The 20,375-nt window shown below is 52.9% G+C and carries 16 protein-coding genes and 3 tRNA genes; 17 read left to right on the top strand and 2 right to left on the bottom strand.

Annotated elements, in window-relative coordinates; all coding sequences use genetic code 11:
- The first annotated feature begins 89 nt into the window (after nucleotides 1-89).
- Nucleotides 90-2,114, top strand: a complete 2,025-nt coding sequence (gene rep / locus ACM615_RS21425) for a DNA helicase Rep (protein WP_431012495.1) — start codon at nucleotides 90-92, stop codon at nucleotides 2,112-2,114.
- Between the two features lie 98 nt (nucleotides 2,115-2,212).
- Here the strand turns inward: rep and gppA are convergent, their stop codons facing one another.
- Together gppA and rhlB are read right to left on the bottom strand one after the other, a co-directional pair.
- Nucleotides 2,213-3,703 (bottom strand): guanosine-5'-triphosphate,3'-diphosphate diphosphatase, encoded by a 1,491-nt coding sequence (gppA, locus tag ACM615_RS21420; protein ID WP_112290299.1) that lies wholly within the window; start codon nucleotides 3,701-3,703, stop codon nucleotides 2,213-2,215.
- Nucleotides 3,704-3,709: 6 nt separating this feature from the next.
- Nucleotides 3,710-5,002, bottom strand: a complete 1,293-nt coding sequence (rhlB, locus tag ACM615_RS21415) for an ATP-dependent RNA helicase RhlB (RefSeq protein WP_112290300.1) — start codon at nucleotides 5,000-5,002, stop codon at nucleotides 3,710-3,712.
- A gap of 117 nt (nucleotides 5,003-5,119) precedes the next feature.
- Here rhlB and trxA point away from each other — a divergent pair, with 117 nt between their 5' ends.
- From trxA to ACM615_RS21335, 16 genes are all read left to right on the top strand, one after another.
- Nucleotides 5,120-5,446 (top strand): thioredoxin TrxA, encoded by a 327-nt coding sequence (gene trxA / locus ACM615_RS21410; protein WP_013577537.1) that lies wholly within the window; start codon nucleotides 5,120-5,122, stop codon nucleotides 5,444-5,446.
- 415 nt (nucleotides 5,447-5,861) lie between these two features.
- Complete coding sequence (gene rho / locus ACM615_RS21405) at nucleotides 5,862-7,121, top strand: transcription termination factor Rho (RefSeq protein ID WP_013577536.1); 1,260 nt, start codon at nucleotides 5,862-5,864, stop codon at nucleotides 7,119-7,121.
- Nucleotides 7,122-7,409: 288 nt separating this feature from the next.
- Entirely contained in the window at nucleotides 7,410-8,495 is a 1,086-nt protein-coding gene (wecA, locus tag ACM615_RS21400) for a UDP-N-acetylglucosamine--undecaprenyl-phosphate N-acetylglucosaminephosphotransferase (protein WP_129637835.1), read from the top strand.
- A gap of 44 nt (nucleotides 8,496-8,539) precedes the next feature.
- Nucleotides 8,540-9,592 carry an ECA polysaccharide chain length modulation protein gene (gene wzzE, locus ACM615_RS21395; RefSeq protein ID WP_431012500.1) on the top strand — a complete coding sequence of 351 codons (1,053 nt, stop codon included), beginning with the start codon at nucleotides 8,540-8,542 and terminating at the stop codon, nucleotides 9,590-9,592.
- A complete protein-coding gene (gene wecB, locus ACM615_RS21390) occupies nucleotides 9,589-10,719 on the top strand; it encodes a non-hydrolyzing UDP-N-acetylglucosamine 2-epimerase (RefSeq protein WP_113878105.1) in 1,131 nt (376 codons plus the stop codon). The genes wzzE and wecB overlap by 4 nt, the downstream gene beginning before the upstream one ends.
- Nucleotides 10,716-11,978, top strand: a complete 1,263-nt coding sequence (gene wecC, locus ACM615_RS21385) for a UDP-N-acetyl-D-mannosamine dehydrogenase (protein WP_113878104.1) — start codon at nucleotides 10,716-10,718, stop codon at nucleotides 11,976-11,978. Before wecB ends, wecC begins: the two co-directional genes overlap by 4 nt.
- Nucleotides 11,969-12,679, top strand: a complete 711-nt coding sequence (rffC, locus tag ACM615_RS21380) for a dTDP-4-amino-4,6-dideoxy-D-galactose acyltransferase (protein ID WP_192878660.1) — start codon at nucleotides 11,969-11,971, stop codon at nucleotides 12,677-12,679. The genes wecC and rffC overlap by 10 nt, the downstream gene beginning before the upstream one ends.
- Nucleotides 12,680-12,683: 4 nt before the next feature.
- Complete coding sequence (rffA, locus tag ACM615_RS21375; protein ID WP_129637839.1) at nucleotides 12,684-13,814, top strand: dTDP-4-amino-4,6-dideoxygalactose transaminase; 1,131 nt, start codon at nucleotides 12,684-12,686, stop codon at nucleotides 13,812-13,814.
- Nucleotide 13,815: 1 nt separating this feature from the next.
- Nucleotides 13,816-15,066: a lipid III flippase WzxE gene (wzxE, locus tag ACM615_RS21370; protein WP_113878101.1), complete on the top strand. Its 1,251-nt coding sequence runs from the start codon at nucleotides 13,816-13,818 to the stop codon at nucleotides 15,064-15,066.
- A complete protein-coding gene (locus tag ACM615_RS21365; RefSeq protein ID WP_431012494.1) occupies nucleotides 15,063-16,145 on the top strand; it encodes a TDP-N-acetylfucosamine:lipid II N-acetylfucosaminyltransferase in 1,083 nt (360 codons plus the stop codon). Before wzxE ends, ACM615_RS21365 begins: the two co-directional genes overlap by 4 nt.
- Nucleotides 16,142-17,521, top strand: coding sequence for an ECA oligosaccharide polymerase (gene wzyE, locus ACM615_RS21360; RefSeq protein WP_431012493.1), 1,380 nt, complete (start codon nucleotides 16,142-16,144; stop codon nucleotides 17,519-17,521). The genes ACM615_RS21365 and wzyE overlap by 4 nt, the downstream gene beginning before the upstream one ends.
- On the top strand, nucleotides 17,505-18,245 hold the full coding sequence (wecG, locus tag ACM615_RS21355; RefSeq protein WP_431012492.1) for a lipopolysaccharide N-acetylmannosaminouronosyltransferase: 741 nt from the start codon (nucleotides 17,505-17,507) through the stop codon (nucleotides 18,243-18,245). The genes wzyE and wecG overlap by 17 nt, the downstream gene beginning before the upstream one ends.
- A gap of 240 nt (nucleotides 18,246-18,485) precedes the next feature.
- A complete protein-coding gene (gene thrP / locus ACM615_RS21350; RefSeq protein ID WP_112290315.1) occupies nucleotides 18,486-19,880 on the top strand; it encodes a bifunctional threonine/serine APC transporter ThrP in 1,395 nt (464 codons plus the stop codon).
- Nucleotides 19,881-20,023: 143 nt separating this feature from the next.
- Nucleotides 20,024-20,100: transfer RNA gene (locus tag ACM615_RS21345), tRNA-Arg, on the top strand.
- 68 nt (nucleotides 20,101-20,168) lie between these two features.
- Nucleotides 20,169-20,244 (top strand) — tRNA-His (locus ACM615_RS21340).
- Between the two features lie 29 nt (nucleotides 20,245-20,273).
- Nucleotides 20,274-20,359, top strand: a tRNA-Leu gene (locus ACM615_RS21335).
- Nucleotides 20,360-20,375: the final 16 nt, after the last annotated feature.

The following is a 20,375-nucleotide window of genomic DNA, read 5'->3' as shown; positions in this document are numbered from 1 at the left end:
TAAGAAATTGCGCTGTAAAGCCAGTCAATCTCAGCCGACGTTTCTGCTACAATCGCCGTCCTTGTCTATCAGGTGAGCAAAAATACGCCATGCGATTAAACCCCAGCCAACAAAACGCCGTCGAATTCGTCACCGGACCCTGCCTGGTTCTGGCGGGGGCTGGCTCCGGCAAAACCCGGGTCATTACCAATAAAATCGCACACCTGATCCGTGAATGTGGTTATCAGGCACGTCACATCGCGGCCGTCACCTTTACCAATAAAGCCGCACGCGAAATGAAAGAGCGTGTCGGACAAACCCTCGGGCGCAAAGAGGCGCGGGGCTTGCTGATTGCCACCTTCCATACGCTCGGGCTGGAGATCATCAAACGCGAATTTGCCGCGCTGGGCATGAAATCTAACTTCTCTTTATTTGATGATCAGGACCAGCTGGCGCTGCTCAAAGAACTGAGCGAGAAATGGCTGGAGAACGATAAAACGTTATTGCAGCAACTGGTATCGACGATCTCCAACTGGAAAAACGATCTGGTTGATCCTTCTCATGCCGCCGGTCTGGCGCGATCGGAACGCGATCAGATCTTCGCGCACTGCTACAGCCTTTATCACGACCATATGCGTGCCTGTAATATTCTCGATTTCGACGACCTGATCCTGCTGCCGACGCTGTTGCTGCAAAGTAATGAAGAAGTGCGTGAGCGCTGGCAGAACAAGCTGCGTTATCTGCTGGTCGATGAATATCAGGACACCAACACCAGCCAGTACATGATGGTGAAACTGCTGGTCGGCAACCGCGCACGCTTTACGGTGGTAGGCGACGATGACCAGTCGATTTACTCCTGGCGTGGCGCACGGCCGCAAAACCTGGTGCTGCTGAAAGAAGATTTCCCGCAGTTGCAGGTCGTCAAGCTGGAACAGAATTACCGTTCCACCCAGCGTATTCTGAAAGCTGCCAACATTCTGATCGCCAATAACCCGCATGTGTTCGAGAAGCGTCTGTTCTCTGAACTGGCTTATGGCGAGTCACTGAAAGTGGTGACAGCGAATAATGAAGACCATGAGGCGGAACGCGTCGTGGGTGAGCTGATCGCTCATCACTTCATCAATAAAACAGCGTATGGCGATTACGCAATTTTATACCGCGGTAATCACCAGTCGCGCCTGTTTGAAAAAATGCTGATGCAGAACCGCATTCCGTACCGTATTTCCGGCGGCACTTCCTTCTTCTCCCGACCGGAGATTAAAGACCTGCTGGCCTATCTGCGTGTGCTGACCAATCCCGATGACGACAGCGCTTTCCTGCGTATCGTTAACACGCCACGCCGTGAAATCGGTGCGGCTACGTTGCAGAAACTGGGGGAGTGGGCGAATCAGCGTAACAAAGGATTGTTCAAAGCCAGTTTTGATATGGGACTGAGTCAGTCTCTGACCGGTCGTGGCCTGGAATCCCTGCAACGTTTCACGCACTGGATGGGCAATATTTCCGAGCTGGCAGAACGTGAACCGGTCGCTGCCGTCAGGGATTTGATCCACGGCGTTGATTACGAAAGCTGGCTGTTCGAAACCTCGCCGAGTCCGAAAGCGGCAGAAATGCGCATGAAAAACGTCAATCAGCTGTTCAGCTGGATGACAGAAATGCTGGAAGGCACCGATCTGGATGAGCCGATGACGCTCACTCAGGTAGTCACGCGCTTTACGCTGCGCGACATGATGGAACGTGGCGAGAATGATGAAGAGCTGGATCAGGTTCAGCTGATGACGCTGCACGCCTCAAAAGGGCTGGAGTTCCCGTATGTCTATCTGGTCGGCATGGAAGAAGGGCTGTTGCCGCATCAGAGCAGTATTGACGAAGATAACGTGGATGAAGAGCGGCGTCTGGCGTATGTGGGTATTACCCGTGCGCAGAAAGAGCTGACGTTTACCCTTTGCCGCGAGCGCCGCCAGTACGGCGAGCTGATGCGCCCGGAACCGAGCCGCTTCCTGATGGAATTACCGCAGGACGATCTGGCGTGGGAAAGTGAACGTAAGGTGGTCAGCGCCCAGGAGCGCATGGTGAAAGGGCAAAGCCATCTGGAGAAAATTCGCGAACAGCTGGCGAAAGCCAAGGGCGGCAATTAGTCGTCAGACTTTAATTATCAGATCTTAAACATGAACCACAAAAAAGCAGAGGCCAATCGCTCAGGTCTCTGCTTTTTTCATGATTTTCAAATGAACGTTTACTGTTCTTCGATAAACATCGGCCAGTGGACATAACTCTGCCAGTGGCTTTCCTGTTCTAACTCTTCAGCGCGCAACGGATGCTGTTCCAGCCAGCCCTGTGGCACAATCACACTCAGCTCATCATCATTGGCGCGTAAACGCACCGCAGGCAATGTGTCGTCGCGGCGGCGGCTGGCAAAGATAATCGCCAGTCGCATAATGCGGCAAAGACGCTGAGCCTGACGCGGCGGTACAGCGTTTTGCTCATTCAGCAGCGGCAAATCCAGCGTGCCATTCTGATTTTGCAAAAGCGTCGCCAGCAGCTTTTTCTGCGCAGGCGTGAAGCCCGGCAAATCCAGATGACGAATAAGATACGCGGCGTGATGCGGCGCTTTTTTGAAATCGACACTCAGTCCGATTTCGTGGATCAGGCAAGCGCTGTTGAGTAAGTCTCGGGCGCGGGCATCCAGTTTCCATTCCTGAGCCACCTGCAGCGAGAAATTCTCTGCCAGCTGAGCGACGCGTTCGGCCTGTTCATTATCGAGCAGGTAACGGCGTTGCAGATTCCGCAGCGTACGCTGACGAATATCCTGTTCAATCGGCAAATGCAGCATGCCGTAAACCAGACCTTCACGCAGCGCACCGCCAGCGAGTGTCATGGTTTCGATATTCAGCGTTTTGAAAATGGCGATCAGAATGGACAGTCCGCTGGGGAAAACCAGCGCACGTTCAAGAGTCAGGCCTTCAATCTCCAGCTCTTCCAGTTTGCCGCACTGTATGGCGCGCTGTTTGAGTTGCTGAAGTTTAGGCAACGTGATGCGTTCATCCATGCCCTGAGCGACCATGATTTCCTGCAATGCCTGCACGGTTCCGGAAGCCCCGACGCAAATCTGCCAGCCATTGGCAATCAGCTCAGGTGCAACAGGCAGGATCATGTCGATCGCGGCCTGTTCAGCCTGATCGAAGTTTTCTTTGGCCAGATTGCGGTCAGCAAAATAACGCTCAAGCCAGGTCACACAGCCCATGGAAAGACTGAACAACGTGGTGGCCTGCGCGCCGACACCGGTGACCAGCTCTGTGCTGCCGCCACCAATATCAACCACCAGACGCTTATCCGGGCCGCCCGTCGTATGGGCAACGCCGTGATAAATCAGACGCGCTTCTTCTTCACCGGTGATGACCTGAATCGGACAGCCAAGGATTTCCTGCGCTTTACCCAGAAATTCGTCGGCATTACTGGCAAGCCGCAGCGTTGCGGTAGCAACGACGCGGATTTGGTCGCGGGGGATATCCTGCAATCTTTCAGAAAATAGCTTCAGGCATTGCCATCCGCGCTGCATCGCATCCTGAGAAAGCAGGTTTTGCTTATCCAGACCGGCTGCCAGACGCACTTTGCGTTTAATTCTGGCGAGGGTCTGGATACTGCCTGCCACCTCACGAACAACCAGCATGTGAAAGCTGTTAGAGCCCAGATCAATCGCTGCATACAGTGAGGTGGAGCTTAGCATAGGTTATCAGCCCGGACGTTTACGGTTGCTACGTGGTGCACTGCTGCGACGTGAAGACGAATTGCTGTTGCGACGCGGGCCGTTACCGGTACGCGAGCGGGCAAGACGTTTTGCAGGAGGCAAATCAGTTAACAGCGCATCGCTGTTGTATTTACTGACCGGAATGCTGTGGCCGGTGTACGTTTCAATCGCCGGCAGATTCAGGGCATATTCTTCACAGGCCAGGCTGATGGAATGACCGCTCAGTCCCGCGCGACCGGTACGGCCAATGCGGTGTACGTAGTCTTCACAGTCGTCAGGCAGGTCATAGTTAAAGACGTGCGTCACGGCAGGAATGTGCAAACCACGGGCAGCAACGTCAGTCGCCACCAGAATATCGATCGTGCCTTTGGTGAAATCTTCCAGAACGCGCAGACGTTTTTTCTGCGGAACGTCGCCGGTCAGCAAGCCAACGCGATGACCATCGGCAGCCAGATGGCCCCAGACGTCTTCACAGCGGTGTTTGGTGTTCGCGAAGATAATGCAACGGTCTGGCCATTCTTCTTCAATCAGCGTCTGTAACAGGCGCATTTTTTCTTCGTTTGAAGGATAGAACAGTTCTTCCTGAATACGGTGACCGGTTTTTTGTTCCGGTTCGATTTCAATCGACTCGGCATTGTTCATGTTTTCGAACGCCAGTTCTTTCACACGATAGGAAAGGGTTGCTGAGAACAGCATGTTCAGGCGTTGATTAGCAGGTGGCATCCGGCGGAACAACCAGCGGATATCTTTGATGAAGCCCAGATCGAACATGCGGTCTGCTTCATCCAGCACCACTACCTGGATTGCGCCCAGGTCGATATGGTTCTGTTTAGTGTAATCGATTAAACGGCCAGTGGTTCCAATCAGGATGTCCACGCCGCTCTCCAGCACTTTAAGCTGTTTGTCGTAACCGTCGCCGCCATAGGCCAGACCTAGTTTCAGTCCGGTAGATTCAGATAATGCTTCGGCGTCGGAGTGGATCTGCACCGCGAGTTCACGCGTAGGTGCCATGATCAAGGCACGCGGCTGGTTAGTCTGACGACCTTCCGCAGCAGGGTGAGAAAGCAGATAATGGAAAGTAGACGCTAGAAAAGCCAGCGTCTTGCCGGTACCGGTTTGCGCCTGACCTGCAACATCACGCCCAGCGAGCGTGATCGGCAATGCCAATGCCTGAATAGGCGTGCAGTAATGGAACCCTTTCTTTTCAAGGGCTTCTACTGCCAGCGGGTGCAGGGCGAAGTCGGAAAACTTCTGTTCGGTCAAGTGTGTTTTGCTCATAGTGTGGTAGAATATCAGCTAACTATTGCTTTACGAAAGCGTATCCGGTGAAATAAAGTCAACCTGATGTTGGTTAATGCTACATCAACAAGGTAAAGATAATCCTTTGGAGTAAACATGAGCGATAAAATTATTCACCTGACCGATGACAGTTTCGACAACGACGTATTGAAAGCCGAAGGGCTGGTGCTGGTCGATTTTTGGGCAGAGTGGTGCGGACCATGCAAAATGATCGCTCCAATTCTGGATGAAATTGCCACTGAGTTCGAAGGCAAGCTGACCATCGCGAAACTGAATATCGATGAAAACCCAGGTACTGCACCTAAATACGGCATCCGTGGTATTCCTACCCTGCTGTTATTTAAAGGCGGCGAAGTCGCAGCAACTAAAGTTGGCGCACTGTCGAAAGGTCAGCTGAAAGAGTTCTTAACAGCTAATCTGTAATAGGTCCGGATGACCCAAGCCAGGTGTTTAGCGGGCTGCCGTGTTTTTCACATTGTCCGCTAGACGCCTGTCAAGAAGCGTGCTAAGTTTACGCTTACTGCAAATAGAGCTTACCTGTAGTTTGATTCTTACGTTTTACTCTGTTGTGTCAAAAACATCTGCCTATAAAGTTTCTTTGAATAATAATTAAATTGAACTGGCACTGTGCTTGACCATCTAACGGTTTTGACAAAATCGGCTTTAAGACACCTTCAATATCAGCATTACCCCTCAAGAATCGCCCGCGTGCGACTGCCTGCGGCTGGATTTCTGGGCTGTTATTTAAGTGTCATACAATAAACAGGCATGGATGACCCTGCCATACCCATTCACGACAGATGTTCGAGACATACCCCGAGTTTAAGAACCCACCATTATGAATCTTACCGAATTAAAGAATACGCCGGTCTCTGACCTGATTGCACTCGGCGAAAATATGGGACTGGAAAACCAGGCCCGCATGCGCAAGCAAGACATTATCTTTTCAATATTGAAGCAGCATGCGAAAAGCGGAGAAGACATCTTCGGTGATGGCGTACTGGAGATATTGCAGGATGGATTTGGTTTCCTCCGCTCCGGAGACAGTTCCTACCTCGCAGGCCCCGACGACATCTACGTATCACCAAGCCAAATCCGCCGCTTCAACCTTCGCACTGGCGACACCATTTCCGGTAAAATCCGCCCACCTAAAGAAGGTGAACGTTATTTTGCCCTGTTGAAAGTTAACGAAGTTAACTACGACAAACCCGAAAACGCTCGCAGCAAAATCCTGTTCGAAAACTTAACCCCTCTGCATGCAAATTCACGTCTGCGTATGGAACGTGGTAACGGTTCAACAGAAGATTTGACCGCTCGCGTACTCGACTTAGCCTCTCCGATTGGCCGTGGCCAACGTGGTCTGATTGTTGCACCGCCGAAAGCCGGTAAAACCATGCTGCTGCAAAACATCGCGACCAGCATTGCGTACAACCATCCTGATTGCGTACTGATGGTTCTGCTGATTGACGAACGTCCGGAAGAAGTGACCGAGATGCAACGTCTGGTAAAAGGCGAAGTTATCGCTTCTACCTTTGACGAACCGGCATCCCGTCACGTTCAGGTAGCCGAAATGGTTATCGAGAAGGCGAAGCGTCTGGTTGAGCATAAGAAAGACGTGATCATTTTGCTGGACTCCATCACCCGTCTGGCGCGTGCCTACAACACCGTGGTTCCAGCGTCAGGTAAAGTCCTGACCGGTGGTGTGGACGCCAACGCCCTGCACCGTCCAAAACGTTTCTTCGGTGCTGCACGTAACGTGGAAGAGGGCGGAAGCCTGACTATCATCGCTACGGCGCTGGTCGATACCGGTTCTAAAATGGATGAAGTTATCTATGAGGAATTCAAAGGTACCGGCAACATGGAACTGCATCTGGCGCGTAAAATCGCTGAAAAACGGGTATTCCCTGCGATTGACTACAACCGCTCAGGTACCCGTAAAGAAGAGCTGCTGACCACGTCTGAAGAGCTGCAAAAAATGTGGATCCTGCGTAAAATCATTCATCCAATGGGTGAGATTGATGCGATGGAATTCCTCATCAATAAGCTCGCCATGACCAAAACCAATGACGACTTCTTCGACATGATGAAACGGTCGTAATTTGGTGTAAAACTCAGTCTAACGCCACGCTCAGTCGTGGCGTTTTTTGCTTTTGGTAGCTACCATAATGCTACTTTGGAAAGATGGTCAGACTATTAGGATAATAGCTGATGGTTTTTCACATGCCCTTTCTTTACTTTGTCGGTAGATTGCCCGAGAAATGGCAGCAGATAAGGTCTTGCCCGAGACAAAACCATAACTGTCACCATAGGATATGATTTAAGGCTGTGAGGTTTATGATGTTTTCTATCCCCCGCACCTTATTTTTGCAGAAGAGATCTCTTAACTGTGAATTTACTCAATATGAGTACTGAGCTAGCTGTTGTCTTCGTATTTTCATTCCTCTTTTTGTTCGTTGCCCGGAAGGTTGCGAATAAAATAGGACTCGTTGATAAACCCAATTTTCGTAAACGTCACCAGGGGTTGATCCCGCTGGTGGGCGGCATTTCTGTCTATGCAGGCGTTTGCTTTGCCTTTCTGATCACCAATTACACCATTCCACATGGCAAGCTTTATCTTGCCTGCGCCGGTTTGCTGGTGCTCGTCGGTGCGCTGGACGACCGTTACGATATCAGTGTCAAAACCCGTGCCATGGTTCAGGCCGTCGTCGCTATCGCGATGATGAGTTTCGCTAACCTCGATCTGCGCAGCCTCGGCCATCTGATTGGCCCGTGGGAAATGGTATTAGGTCCGTTTGGCTATCTCATCACACTGTTTGCCGTATGGGCCGCTATCAATGCCTTCAATATGGTCGATGGTATCGACGGATTACTGGGCGGCCTGTCTTGTGTCAGCTTCGGCTCATTAGGCATCATCATGTATGACAGCGGACATATGGAGCTGGCGCTCTGGTGCTTTGCGATGATTGCCGCCATCGTTCCTTATATTTTGCTCAATCTGGGTGTTTTGGGGCCGCGCTATAAAGTCTTTATGGGCGATGCGGGCAGCACGCTGATTGGTTTCACCGTGATTTGGATCCTTTTGCAAAGTACGCAAGGCGAATCCCATCCGATGAATCCGGTGACCGCGCTGTGGCTTATCGCCATTCCGCTGATGGACATGGTTGCCATCATGTACCGCCGCTTGCGCAAAGGAATGAGCCCGTTCTCTGCTGACCGCCAGCACATTCATCATTTGATCATGCGGGCAGGTTTTACTTCCCGGCAGGCCTTTGTTCTGATCACATTAGCGGCAGCGCTCCTCGCGGGCGTCGGCGTGATTGGCGAGCACCTGAGTTTCGTCCCCGAATGGGTCATGCTGGCCTTATTTTTTGTTGCCTTCCTGTTGTATGGCATCTGCATCAAGCACGCCTGGCGTGTGGCGCGGTTTATTAAACGTATTAAAAGGCGTTTGCGCCGTTCCTCTAATCAATAATCACTCTCTTAAGCAGGGGCATACTGGCTGTGGATAAACCAGAAATGATCAGAAACCAGAACGAACACGACATCGAGAATGAACTCGATATTCGCGGCCTGTGCTGCACGCTATGGAACGGTAAATTCTGGATTGCTGGCCTGGCGATACTGTTTGCTTTGGTGGCACTGGGTTCATCTTATCTGATGAAACAGGAGTGGAGTTCCACGGCGATCACTGACCGCCCGACAGTAAATAATCTGTCTTCCTATTTCTCCCAGGCGCAGTTCCTGCGCAATTTAGATATCCGTAATGCGCCGCAATCGGACGTTAACCGTCCGGCGATTTCTGATGAGGCGTATAACGAGTTTGTTATGCAGCTGGCAGCGTACGACACACGCCGCGATTTCTGGATGCAAAGTCCTTATTACAAGCAGCGTCAGGAGAATGACCCGCGTGCCGATGCCGTTCTGCTCGATGAACTGATCAACGACATTCAGTTTACGGCGCGTGATGCGGCAAAAGTGCCGAATGATATTGTTAAGCTGACAGCGGAAAACGCCACCGACGCCAATAAGCTGCTGCGTCAGTATGTTGATTTCGCCAGTCATCGCGCGGCACAGCATATATATGATGAACTGGAAGGCGCATGGGCGGCTCGTACACAGTCCATGAAAGCCCAGGTGAAGCGTCAGGAAGCCGTGGCGCAGGCTGTTTTCGCCCGCACGACAAACACCACTGAACAGGCACTTAAGATAGCTCAGCAGCAAAATATCAATAAAAGCGTGACCGATACGCCTGCCGAAGAACTGCCGAATTCCGATATGTTCCTGCTGGGCGTGCCGATGTTGAAAGCCCGTCTGGAATTATTGCAGGCTTCAGGTCCGGGGTTTGATCTTGATTACGACCAGAACCGCGCGATGCTTTCAACACTGAATGTCGGCCCTACGCTCACCGCGAAATTCCAGACCTATCGTTATCTGAGAACGCCGGAAGAGCCAGTAAAACGTGACAGTCCCCGCAGGGTATTACTGATGATTATGTGGGGCATTGTCGGTGGTCTCATCGGGGCTGGCGTGGCCCTGACTCGCCGTAAAAATAAGAGAAACACATTGTGAAAGTGTTGACGATTTTCGGCACCCGTCCGGAAGCCATTAAAATGGCCCCGCTGGTGCTCGCTTTGTCGCAGGATGCGGCATTTGAATCCAAAGTTTGTGTCACGGCCCAGCACCGTGAAATGCTCGACCAGGTATTACGCCTCTTTGAAATTACACCGGATTATGATCTTAACGTCATGAAACCGGGGCAGGGGCTGACGGAAATTACCAGCCGCATCCTGACCGGGCTGAAGCCTGTGCTGGATGAATTCCAGCCTGATGTTGTTCTGGTGCATGGCGACACGACGACGACATTGTCGGCTAGCCTTGCTGCGTTTTATCACCAGATCCCTGTCGGTCATGTTGAGGCCGGATTGCGTACCGGCGATCTCTCTTCTCCCTGGCCGGAAGAAGGCAACCGTCTGCTGACCGGGCATCTGGCTAAGTGGCATTTCGCACCGACGGAAAACGCCCGCGCAAATTTGCAGCAGGAAAATATTGCTCCGCAGGGCATTTTTGTCACCGGCAATACCGTGATTGATGCGCTGCTGTGGGTGCGTGATCGCTTTAGCAGTGATGCGTCGCTGGCTCAGCAACTGGCGGATAGCTACCCGTTCCTTGATGCCGCTAAAAAGCTGATTCTGGTCACCGGCCACCGTCGTGAAAGTTTCGGGGAAGGCTTTGAGCGCATCTGCTCGGCTTTAGCGGACATCGCCCGTCAGCATCCCGACGTACAAATCGTTTATCCGGTTCATCTCAATCCGAATGTCAGTGAACCGGTGAACCGCATTCTGCAAGGCATTGATAATATTGTTCTGATTGATCCGCAGGATTATCTGCCGTTTGTCTATCTGATGGATAAAGCGTATCTGATCCTCACCGATTCCGGTGGCGTGCAGGAAGAAGCGCCGTCGCTGGGCAAGCCCGTGCTGGTGATGCGTGAAACTACCGAACGCCCGGAAGCGGTTGATGCCGGAACGGTGCGGCTGGTAGGGACAGATCCCGCGAAAATAGTAGAGGAAGTGAATCGCCTGCTGAACGATGAAAACGAATACAACAGCATGAGCCGGGCGCACAATCCTTACGGGGACGGGCATGCCTGTCGCCACATTCTTGACGCTTTGAAAAATCATTGGGTATCACAATGAGTTTTGACACTATTTCTGTTATTGGCCTGGGTTACATCGGTTTACCTACCGCCGCCGCTTTCGCCTCCCGTCAGAAAAAAGTGGTGGGTGTGGATATCAATCAGCACGCCGTGGAAACCATTAACCGCGGCGCTATCCATATTGTTGAGCCAGACCTTGATGTGCTGGTAAAGCGTGCGGTTGAAGACGGTTTCCTGCGCGCAACGACGCAGCCTGAACCGGCTGATGCGTTCCTGATTGCCGTACCGACGCCATTTAAGGGCGATCATTTGCCGGATATGAAATTCGTCGAATCTGCCGCCCGCTCGCTGGCGCCGGTTCTGAAAAAAGGCGATCTGATTATTCTGGAATCCACTTCACCGGTCGGTGCGACAGAGCAAATGGCGCAGTGGCTGGCAGAAGCCCGCCCTGATCTGAGCTTCCCTCAGCAGGCCGGCGAGCAGTCTGATATCAACGTCGCCTACTGTCCTGAACGTGTTTTGCCTGGGCAGGTGATGGTTGAGCTGATTAAAAATGACCGCGTGATTGGCGGCATGACTTCGGTGTGTTCACAGCGAGCCAGTGACTTGTATAACATTTTCCTCGAAGGCGAATGTGTGATCACCCATTCCCGCACCGCTGAAATGTGCAAGCTGACCGAAAACAGTTTCCGTGACGTGAATATTGCCTTTGCGAACGAGCTGTCGCTGATTTGTGATGCGCAGGGGATTAACGTCTGGGAACTGATTAGTCTGGCGAACCGCCATCCGCGCGTGAATATTTTACAACCCGGTCCGGGTGTCGGCGGCCACTGTATCGCAGTTGATCCGTGGTTTATCGTGGCACAAAACCCTGAGCTGGCGCGCATGATCCGCACGGCGCGTGAAGTGAACGACAGCAAACCGCACTGGGTCGTTGACCGTGTGAAAGCGGCGCTGGCGGATTGCCTTACCGTGACCGGCAAGCGTGCTGCTGATATCAAAATCGCCTGCTTCGGGCTGGCTTTTAAACCGAATATTGACGATCTCCGCGAAAGTCCGGCAGTTGAAGTGACCCATCTGATTGCTGACTGGCATTCAGGTGAAACCTGGGCGGTTGAACCTAACGTGCATCAGCTTCCGGCGTCACTCGCGGACAAAGTCACGCTACAGCCTGTTGATCGTGCGCTGAAAGAAGCCGATCTGCTGGTGATGCTGGTCGATCATAAATCGTTTAAAGCGATCCCCGCCGATCAGATCCAGCAGTCCTGGATTGTGGATACCAAAGGCGTATGGCGATAAACCAGCCGTTGCGCGGCGTGCTTGAACCGCTGGTCTGGGAGAGTGAATTCTTCGGGCTGAAAAGCGCGCGACTGACACCGGACACCACAGCGACTGGCATCACGACACAGGCGCTGGATGACTATGCGCTGGTGCAGGCGAAAGTGGATGCGTCAGAAACGCACACGCTGGATGCGCTTTCGGCGCTGGGTTTCCGGCTGGCAGAAGGTGAAACGGACATTTGCGTGACGGTGACGCCGCAGGATAACGCGCTGGCGGCCGGGCGTCTGGCCATTCCGGAAGACATTGCCGGTGTGACCGCAATTGCCCGTCAGGCATTTCGCCTCAGTCGTTTTCGCGCACCCTGGTATCAGCCGGATGACAGCGCACGTTTTTACACGATGTGGGCAGAAAAAGCGGTTCTCGGCACCTTTGATCACCTTTGCCTGTGGGCAGACGATGAACAGGGCAACGAACTGGGTTTTGTCACGCTGCGACGTCTGTCCGAAGATGACGTAAGAATCGGCCTGCTGGCTGTCAGACCTGAGTGTCAGGGGCAGGGAGCGGGCAAAAAGTTAATGGTGGCTGCGAAAAAATGGTGTGCTGAACAGGGCGTGTCGCGATTGTATGTCGCCACCCAAACCGGCAATCTCGCGGCCTTGAATCTTTATCTCGCCAGCGGTGGCAAAGTCACCCGCACGGCGTACTGGTTGTACAGGTGAAACGATGATCCCTTTTAATGCGCCACCGATTGTGGGTACTGAAATTGATTTCATGCGCGAGGCAATGAGCAGCGGCAAACTGTGTGGCGATGGCGGATTTACCCTGCGCTGCCAGAAGTGGTTTGAACAACGTTTTAACTGCCCGAAAGTGTTGCTGACGCCATCCTGTACCGCTTCTCTGGAAATGGCGGCGTTATTGCTCGACATTCAGCCCGGCGACGAAGTGATCATGCCGAGCTTCACCTTTGTCTCGACCGCTAATGCGTTCGTACTGCGTGGAGCCAAAATCGTGTTTGTTGATGTCCGTCCGGACACCATGAATATCGATGAAACCCTGATTGAAGCGGCGATCACTGAGAAAACGAAAGTCATTGTTCCCGTGCATTACGCCGGTGTGGCTTGTGAAATGGACACCATTATGGCGCTGGCCGAAAAGCATCGTCTGTTTGTGGTGGAAGATGCGGCGCAGGGCGTGATGTCGACTTATAAAGGCAAAGCGCTGGGCACTATAGGTCATATCGGCTGTTTCAGTTTTCACGAAACCAAAAATTACACTGCGGGTGGCGAAGGCGGGGCAACGCTGATTAACGATCCGGCGCTGATTGACCGCGCTGAAATCATTCGCGAAAAAGGCACTAACCGCAGTCAGTTCTTCCGCGGGCAGGTGGATAAATACACCTGGCGTGATATCGGTTCCAGTTATCTGATGTCCGATTTACAGGCCGCGTATCTGTGGGGAAATCTCGATGCCGCTGAAAAGATTAACCAGCGCCGTCTGAGCATCTGGAATGAGTATTACGAAGCGTTGCAGGATCTGGCCGACGCTGGCCGCGTTCAGTTGCCTTCAGTTCCGCAAGATTGCGTGCAAAACGCCCACATGTTCTATGTCCGCCTGAACGATATCGAAGACCGCGACGCGTTTATTCGTCACATGAAAGCGGCGGATATCCTGACTGTATTCCATTACATCCCGCTGCACGCCTGTCCGGCGGGTGAAGATTTTGGTCGTTTCTCTGGTGTCGATCGTTTCACGACCAAAGAAAGTGAACGTCTGGTGCGACTGCCGTTGTTCTACAACATGACCGACGACACCCAGCGCACGGTGATTGCGGCCATGCTGCAATATTTCGCCTGATATGTCGCTGGCAAAAGCGTCCGTCTGGACCGCTGGTTCCACGCTGATAAAAATCGGTGCCGGGCTGCTGGTGGTGAAACTGCTGGCGGTGGCTTTCGGGCCTGATGGTGTGGGGCAGGCGGGGAATTTCCGCCAGCTGGTGACCGTGCTGGGCGTGCTTTCCGGTGCCGGCATTTTCAACGGCGTTACCAAATACGTCGCCGAACATCATGAAAACCCGGAGCGACTCAAAGCCGTTCTCGGCACGTCTTCTACCTTGATTTTAGGTTTCTCGACGGTGCTGGCGGCCGTGTTTCTGCTGGCCGCCGGACCGGTGAGTGTCGCGCTGTTCGGCCATGACCGCTATCAGGCAGTCGTCCGCTTTGTGGCTTTTATTCAGATGGGCATCGCCTACGCCAACTATTTTCAGGCCATCCTGAAAGGCTACCGTGATGCCATGGGCAACGCGCTGGCGGTGATCGGCGGCAGCCTGATCGGTCTTCTGGCCTATCTGCTGTGCTTTAAACTGGGTGGCTACGAAGGCGCTCTGGCCGGGCTGGCGCTGGTGCCGGCGCTGGTGATCCTGCCTGCGGGCGGTATGTTGTGGTGGCGAAAATCCTTCCCGCTGCATTATTTAAAGCCGGGCTGGGATCGCTTTATCGCCAGCCATCTGGGCAAATTTACGCTGATGGCGCTGATCACCTCCGTTACCTTACCGGTGGCGTATGTGATGATGCGAAATCTGCTGGCGGAGCATTACAGCTGGAAAGATGTGGGGATATGGCAGGGTGTCAGCAGCATTTCCGATGCCTATTTACAGTTCATTACCGCCTCTTTCAGCGTGTATCTGTTACCGACGTTATCGCGCCTGACCGATAAACGCGATGTCACTCGCGAGATTGTGAAATCGCTGAAATTCGTTTTGCCTGCGGTGGCGGCGGTCAGTTTTACCGTCTGGCTGCTGCGCGACTTCGCTATCTGGCTGCTGTTTTCAAAACAATTTATCGCAATGCGAGATTTGTTCGCGTGGCAGCTGGTCGGCGATGTGCTGAAAGTCGGCTCGTATGTTTTTGGGTATCTGGTGATCGCCAGAGCGTCATTGCGCTTTTACGTGCTGACTGAAATCAGCCAGTTCGCGTTACTGACGGGATTCTCTCACTGGCTGATCCCGATACACGGTTCTCTTGGCGCTGCACAGGCCTATATGGCGACCTACATCGTCTATTTCACCCTGTGTTGCACCGTATTTGTTATCTATCGTAGACGAGCATGACAACGCTGATTCACGTTCTGGGATCTGACATTCCCCACCATAATGTCACCGTACTGCGCTTTTTTAATGATGTACTGGCCGAATGCGTGCCGGAAAAGCTGATTTGTCATTTTATGGTCGCGGCGGCGGATGCATCAGCGTTTGCTGAGTTCACGCGTCTGGATATTCGCGTTTATCCGGATAAAAAGACGCTGGCGGCGGCGGTGATTTCCCGTGCGCAGGAGCGGACACATCACTTTTTCTTCCACGGCCAGTTTAATCCGACACTTTGGCTGGCATTGCTGACCGGCAAAATTAAGGCGCGACAGGTCAGCTGGCATATCTGGGGCGCAGACCTTTATGAATCGGCAGGCGGTCTGAAATTCCGCCTGTTCTATCTGATGCGTCGTCTGGCGCAGGGGCGTATCGGGCATGTTTTCGCCACCCGCGGTGACCTGATCCACTTCCATCAGCGCCATCCCCGCGTGCCTTCTTCGTTGCTGTATTTCCCGACGCGGATGGATCCGGCGCTCACGCAGCCTGCGGATTTGCCCGAACCAGAAGAGCCGATGACGGTTCTTGTCGGTAACTCCGGCGATCGCACTAACCGGCATATTGAAGCGCTGCGTTCTTTGCATCAGCAGTTCGGTGCCGATATCCGGGTGATTATCCCGATGGGTTATCCGGTCAATAACCAGACTTATATTGAGCAGGTTCGTGCTGAAGCACTGAAACTGTTTGCGCCTGAACACGTTGAACTGATGACCGGCGCGATGGCGTTTGACGACTATCTCAACGTGCTACGCCGCTGTTCGCTGGGGTATTTTATTTTCGACCGCCAGCAGGGCATTGGGACGCAATGTCTGCTTATCCAGTTCGGCGTGCCGTTCGTCGTCAGCCGTCAGAATCCGTTCTGGCAGGATCTGGCTGAGCAGCATTTGCCGGTGCTGTTTTATGGTGATGCGCTGGATGCCAGAACGGTAGCCGAAGCACGCCGCCAGTTGCTGAGCGCCGACCGCCAAAATATCGCCTTTTTTAATCCGAATTACATCGCGGGCTGGCAGCAGGCCTTGCAGCTGGCGGCGGGAGACGCATCATGACGCTGACACAGCTCGGTGGCTTGTCACTGGTGTATGCGTTCTCGCTGCTGTTCATTCTGACGCTGACGTATAAAGAGTTTCGCTGTGTGCGCTTTAACTTCAACGTCTTGTTTTCGCTGCTCTATCTGCTGACGTTCTATTTCGGTTTTCCTCTGACTTGTCTGCTGGTTTTCCAGTTTGATGTGAAAGTGGTGCCGGTCGAAAACCTGTTGCAGGCCATGCTGGCCGCCACCTGTTTCTACGGCATTTATTACGTCAGCTATAAAACACGGCTGAAGGCAAAACGTGACGGGACTTCACGCCCGCTGTTTACCATGAACCGGGTGGAAACCCATCTCACCTGGATGTTGCTGGCGCTGATTGCGGTGGTGACGGTTTCTATTTTCTTTGCGCATAACGGCTTTTTGCTGTTTAAGCTCAAGTCGTACAGCCAGATATTCTCCAGCGATGTGTCCGGCGTGGCGCTCAAGCGCTTCTTCTACTTCTTTATTCCGGCCATGCTGGTAGTCTTTTTCCTCAAACCTGACGTGCGCCGCTGGCTGTTTTTCCTTGCCAGTACGGTGGCGTTTGGCTTCCTGACGTATGTCATCGTCGGCGGAACCCGCGCCAATATCATTATCGCGTTCGCCCTGTTTCTGTTTATCGGCATTGTTCGTGGCTGGATCAGCTTATGGATGCTGGCGGCGGCGGGCGTGCTGGGTATCGTCGGGATGTTCTGGCTGGCGCTGAAACGCTACGGTCTGAACGTCAGCGGTCCGGAAGCCATTTATACCTTCCTTTATCTCACGCGCGATACCTTTTCGCCGTGGGAGAATCTGGGGCTGTTGCTGCAAAACTACGACAAAATCAGTTTCCAGGGACTGGCTCCTATTGTGCGTGATTTCTACGTCTTTATCCCCGGCTGGCTCTGGCACGATCGCCCGGGCGTGGTGCTCAACTCGGCCAACTATTTCACCTGGGAAGTGCTGGATAACCATTCCGGTCTGGCGATTTCACCAACGCTGATCGGTTCGCTGGTGGTAATGGGCGGCGTGTGGTTTATCCCGCTGGGCGCTGTCGCCGTCGGTATGATCATCAAATGGTTCGACTGGTTGTACGAAAAAGGCAAAGCAGACACCAACCGCTACAAAGCCGCCATCCTGCAAAGTTTTTGCTTCGGTGCGGTCTTTAATATGATTGTGCTGGCCCGTGAAGGCGTGGATTCCTTCTTTTCGCGGGTGGTCTTCTTCTGTGTCGTTTTCGGCGCATGTCTGGTGGTGGCCAAATTGTTGTACTGGATGTTTGACGCCGCCGGGCTGATACGTGCCAAAATACCCCGCAGAAAAAACCTCATGGAGCCGCTGGCAGTAAGGAAGAGTCATGAATCTGGAGAATAACGTTCCGCAATACGATATCCGCGGGATCCGCCTTTGGGGCTTTCGTGATATGGCGCATTTTCTCGATTACCTTTTTGCCGGTCAAAAGGTGAAAACCGGTGCGCTGGTGGCGATAAATGCCGAGAAAGTGCTGACCGTCGAAAGTAATCCGGAAATGAGTGAGCTGATTGGCCGCGCTGAATACAAATATCCCGACGGTATCAGCATTGTGCGGGCCATCCGCCGTAAATACCCGCAGGCGCAGGTTTCCCGTATCGCCGGTGCCGATCTCTGGGAAGGCCTGATGGAGCGCGCCGGTCGTGAAGGAACGCCGGTCTTTTTGATCGGCGGCAAACCTGACGTTCTGGAACAAACGGAAGAAAAGCTGCGCACGCAGTGGAACGTCAATATTGTCGGCAGCCAGAATGGCTACTTTACGCCGGAGCAGCGTGGCTCGTTATTCGAACGCGTCAGAGGCAGCGGGGCAGCGATTGTGACGGTGGCGATGGGCTCGCCGAAACAGGAAATCCTGATGCGTGATTGTCGTCTGGTTCATCCGGATGCGCTCTATATGGGCATCGGAGGCACCTACGACGTTTTCACCGGCCACGTGAAACGGGCGCCAAAAATCTGGCAAAACATGGGGCTGGAATGGCTCTATCGTCTTATTTTGCAGCCAAGCCGTTTGCGTCGTCAGCTCAAACTGCTCAAATTCGTACGTTATTACTACACCGGTCGTCTGTAATGAATCCGCCGTTCTGAATCTTCAGGAGGGCGCGTCACCTCTCATTTCTTCACTTCTCTTGCCTGTGTTTCCTGTCCGCTTTGCATATCAGTGCTTATCTTTCTCAATAGGCGTTTGCAACTCGTCGGAAAATACGGAACCATAACGCCGTTTTTCCGCCCTATACGGGCATCATCACAATAAAAATAACATTCCGCTCCTTCCGGAAGGCAAACACAACGAGAGAGAAATTGAGGATCTATGGAGAATAAAGAAGAAAAGGGTGGGCTACACCGGGGGCTGGAGGCGAGACATATTGAGCTGATCGCTCTGGGCGGTACCATCGGTGTCGGATTATTCATGGGCGCGGCGAGCACCCTGAAATGGGCCGGGCCGTCAGTGTTACTGGCGTACATTCTGGCCGGTGTGTTCGTCTTCTTTATCATGCGCTCGATGGGCGAAATGCTGCATCTGGAGCCGGTGGCCGGTTCGTTTGCGGTGTATGCGCATAAATATCTCGGGCCGTATTACGGTTATCTCACCGCGTGGAGTTACTGGTTCATGTGGATAGCGGTGGGGATTTCCGAAATCACCGCGATTGGCGTTTACGCGCAATACTGGTTCCCGGATTTACCGCAGTGGATCCCCGCGCTGGCGGCTGTGGCGATTGTTGCTGCGGCAAACCTCGCGGCTGTGAAACTCTATGGTGAAATGGAGTTCTGGTTTGCGCTGATCAAAATCACCACCATCATTGTGATGATCGTGGTCGGGCTGGCGGTGATTTTCTTCGGATTTGGTAATCACGGCGAACCGGTGGGGTTTGCGAACCTGACCGCGCACGGCGGCTTCTTTGCCGGCGGCTGGAAAGGCTTCCTGTTTGCGCTGTGTATTGTCGTGGCGTCCTATCAGGGCGTGGAACTGGTGGGTATCACCGCCGGTGAAGCCAAAAATCCGCAGGTTACCCTCAAACGCGCCATCAATAACATCCTGTGGCGTATCCTGATTTTCTACGTTGGTGCGATTTTCGTTATCATCACCATCTTTCCGTGGAACGAAATGGGCTCGCACGGCAGTCCGTTCGTACTGACCTTCGCGAAGATTGGTATCGCTTCAGCGGCGGGTATTATCAACTTTGTGGTGCTGACAGCGGCACTGTCGGGTTGTAACAGCGGCATGTATAGCTGCGGACGTATGCTGTATGCGTTGTCTCAGAATCGTCAGTTGCCTGCGTTCCTGAGCAATGTATCTAAAAGCGGTGTGCCGGTTTACGGCATTGCGATCACGATTTTGTGTCTGCTGGTCGGTTCGTGCCTGAACTATATCATTCCGAATCCTGAGAAAGTGTTTGTGTACGTTTACAGTGCCAGCGTATTGCCGGGCATGGTGCCGTGGTTTGTGGTGCTGATCAGCCAGCTGCGTTTTCGTGATGCGCATAAAGAGAAACTGAAAAACCATCCGTTTAAATCGATTCTTTTTCCTTATACCAACTATCTGACGCTGCTTTTCCTGGCGTGTGTGCTGGTCGGTATGGCGATTAATCCGGATACCCGCGTTTCATTGCTGGTAGGTGGGATTTTCATCGCGGCGGTGTCGCTGATATACTTCGGCCTCGGCATGCACAAACGTGCCGCGCTGACGTCGGAAAAACTAAAATAACGCCGTAAGTCATGGGTGGGGAAGGGAAGGCGCTTACTTTTAATGCGTATTGGATAAAGCGTAATCAAACGCAATATTTCTGAAAAAAAGCACTAGACAGCCAAGCGTTAAAACCGTAGTATCCCCACCCGCAACGGCGCTAAGCGCCCGTAGCTCAGCTGGATAGAGCGCTGCCCTCCGGAGGCAGAGGTCTCAGGTTCGAATCCTGTCGGGCGCACCATTTAGTATGCGCTAGAGTTGCGGTGAAAGGTTGAAGTCTGACAGTTCACGTTAGTAGTTAGAGATATGGTGGCTATAGCTCAGTTGGTAGAGCCCTGGATTGTGATTCCAGTTGTCGTGGGTTCGAGCCCCATTAGCCACCCCACTCTAAAAATGATTTTGTGATTGTGACATGCGATGGTGGCGGAATTGGTAGACGCGCTAGCTTCAGGTGTTAGTGTCCTTCGGATGTGAGGGTTCGAGTCCCTCCCTTCGCACCACACACAAATTTCATTT

The sequence above is a fragment of the Rahnella sp. PAMC25617 genome (assembly GCF_050606005.1).
GTDB lineage: Bacteria > Pseudomonadota > Gammaproteobacteria > Enterobacterales > Enterobacteriaceae > Rahnella > Rahnella variigena.
Note: the sequence above shows the minus strand (reverse complement) of the source record. Positions and strands in the feature narration are given on the sequence as shown.